This is a genomic window from Streptomyces sp. P5F9 (assembly GCF_057961495.1).
The window spans coordinates 1-2,492 of sequence record NZ_JBXVPZ010000789.1 but is presented as its reverse complement, the minus strand read 5'-3'; the positions used below and the strand labels follow the sequence as shown (position 1 = coordinate 2,492).

Annotated in this window: 3 protein-coding genes; 1 reads left to right on the top strand and 2 read right to left on the bottom strand. The window is 72.2% G+C overall.

What is annotated here, in order from left to right; genetic code table 11:
• A partial coding sequence (locus AC31A1_RS50090) for a lytic transglycosylase domain-containing protein (RefSeq protein WP_489659708.1) occupies window positions 1–937 on the bottom strand: 937 nt, incomplete at its 3' end.
• Between the two features lie 262 nt (window positions 938–1,199).
• On the opposite strand from AC31A1_RS50090, the gene AC31A1_RS50085 reads away from it, so the two are divergent.
• Window positions 1,200–2,063 (top strand): DUF4184 family protein, encoded by an 864-nt coding sequence (locus tag AC31A1_RS50085; RefSeq protein ID WP_489659707.1) that lies wholly within the window; start codon window positions 1,200–1,202, stop codon window positions 2,061–2,063.
• On the opposite strand, the gene AC31A1_RS50080 is transcribed toward AC31A1_RS50085, so the two are convergent.
• Window positions 2,026–2,421, bottom strand: coding sequence for a hypothetical protein (locus tag AC31A1_RS50080; RefSeq protein ID WP_489659706.1), 396 nt, complete (start codon window positions 2,419–2,421; stop codon window positions 2,026–2,028). The genes AC31A1_RS50085 and AC31A1_RS50080 overlap by 38 nt on opposite strands.
• Window positions 2,422–2,492 lie beyond the last annotated feature (71 nt).

Here is a 2,492-nt window from a genome sequence, read left to right as displayed (position 1 = left end):
GTGTGGAGGGGGTCGTCGGGGTGCCCGGCGTGGAGGGCGTCGACGGGGTGCTCGGAGTCGTCGTCGAGGGCGAAGTCGTAGGACTGGTCCCGGAGTTGTCGTCGCTGCGGCCCGACGGCAGGGTACCCGTGCCGTCCGGGACCGAGTGGGTGCCCTTGCGGTAGTACTCCAGCCAGGACAGGACCGTGTTCAGGTAGTCCGTCGAGTTGTTGTAGCTGAGGATCGCGCTGCGCAGGCCCGCGTCGGTCGACAGGTTCCAGTCGTTGCGGCACAGGTAGTGGCCGGCGGCGAGCGCGGCGTCGTAGACGTTGTTGGGGTCCTTGACCCCGTCACCGTTGCCGTCACGGCCCGCCCAGGCCCAGGTGGACGGGATGAACTGCATGGGCCCGACGGCCTGGTCGTACGTGCTGTTGCCGTCGTACAGACCGTGGTCGGTGTCCTTGATGAGCGCGAAGCCGTTGCCGTCGAGCGCGGGGCCCAGGATCTTGGAGGTCGTGGTGCCGTTCGCGTCGACCTGGCCGCCGCGGGCCTGGCCGGACTCGACCTTGCCGATGGCGGCGAGGAGCTGCCAGGGCAGGTTGCAGCCGGGCTTGGAGGAGGCGAGTTCCGTCTCGGCCTTCTTGTAGGCGTCGAGGATGGTCGCCGGGATGCCGGCCTCGGCCTCGCCCACCGAGACCGGGGTCCCTATGGACGGCGACTGACTGTCGCTCGGGCTCGGGTTGGGGCTGCTCAGGGGCGGGAGGTCCGTGTAGTACGGCGAGTCTCCGGTGGCGCTGTGGTCGGTGCTCCCGTCGGGCGTCGCCTGGCCGGTGGCGAGCGTTCTGTGGCCGCCGGTCACCGCCGGAGCCTGGGACGCGGACAGCGCCGCGACCGCTGCCGCGGCCACCGCCGTCGTCGCCGCACCCTTGCGCAGCCGCCTGCCGAAATGCGCCGTCATGGAGTGAACCCCTCCCAGGGACGCCCGAGCGCCCGTCCTTGTCTGTTGCCTCTGCGCCTGGTGTGACGGTCGACCCGCCTCGCAGGTTGCCCTCGTGGTGCTTTTCGGATGGTGTGTACTTCTGTTCCGGTGCCTCCGCCCGCCCGTGCTCCCCTGCGCGGGGACCCAGGCGACCCTACGACAACTTGCTTTGCACGGGCACCCGTTCGTGACCGTTATTCACCGCCTGGCCATATGCCGATGTCTCCTACGGGGAGCCCCGTTGCCGTTCACTTTGAGTCACGCCGCCGCCGTACTGCCCGCCGTGCGCGGCGACGGAAGGGGGCGCGGCCGCCTCGTGCCTGCGGTGCTGGTGGCGGGTTCCTTCGCCCCCGACATGACGTACTACGCGGCGAGTGCGGTCCCCGGAGCGATGGAGTTCGGGGAAGTCACGCACTCCTTCCCGGGCGTCTTCACGGTCGACGTCGCGATCACCTGGGCGACGGTCGGCCTGTGGCTGCTCCTGCGCGAACCCCTGGTGGCCCTGCTCCCGCGCGCCCGCCGGGCCCGGACGGCGACCTTGTTGCGCTGCGGCACCCCACGCGCGCGTGCGACCCCGTCACTGGCCGCGTGGTGGTACGTCTCCGCGGTCCTCGGCGGCCTGACCCACGTCGTCTGGGACGCGTTCACCCACCACGACCGGTGGGGCGTACGCCTGTTCCCCGTACTCGACCGCGAGTTGGGCGGCCGGCCGCTGTTCTCGGCCCTGCAGTACGGCAGTTCGGCGCTTGGCGCGCTGCTGATCACCGTGTTCGTGGTGCGTGCGCTACGACGGGTTCCGGCCGCCGAGCCGGTGGGGGTTCCCGTGCTGTCGGTACGGGACCGGTGGGTGGCCGGGATCGTCCTCGCCGCCTGTGCCCTGGTCGCGGCGGCGGAACGGGCGTCGACCTGGTGGGCCTACTGGGGCTCGACGGCGACCCCCTGGGACCTCATCCCGACCGTGTGCTTCGGCGCGGGGGCGGGCCTGGTGCTGGGCGTGCTCCTGTACGCGGTCGGCGTCCGCGTGTGGCGTCCGGCGGCAACGGGGGTGCCCGGCGACCCGGACGGGGTCAGCGCGGAGCGGAGCCGTCCGGCGGGGTCGCGATGAACACCGTCATGGTGTGCGCGGAGGGTGACCTCGGGAGCCGGCTGAGGACGAGGTCCAGGTAGCTGCGCCCCAGGTCGGCCCAGAGTCGCCAGACGGGGGTGCCGGTGGGGGTCGTGGCGGGTCCCTGGGGATGTCTGGCTTGTTCTCGGGGGTCTACGGCCGTGTCGTCCCGGAACGTGAGGCGGCGCCGGAGTCCTGCGGCCGTGTGCTGGACGGCCATCGCGAGGTCGGCGGGAATGCGGGCGGTGCTTGCGCCGACCGCGAAGGCCGGAACCGGCGGTCGAAGCGCACCCTGCGCTGCAGCGGCACCCGCTGCCTGCGCCTGCGCCGTCCGGCGGTGAAGCGTGCGTATACCCATGCCCGCATCCTTACGGTCACCGGAGGCGGGAGGCGCTTCCGCGGGGGCCACGCGGGTGACGGGCCCTCCGG

What these genes read in the sequence shown, in the direction of transcription:
- AC31A1_RS50080 (WP_489659706.1), bottom strand. Translation starts at nt 2,421, where the DNA reads ATGGGTATACGCACGCTTCACCGCCGGACGGCGCAGGCGCAGGCAGCG.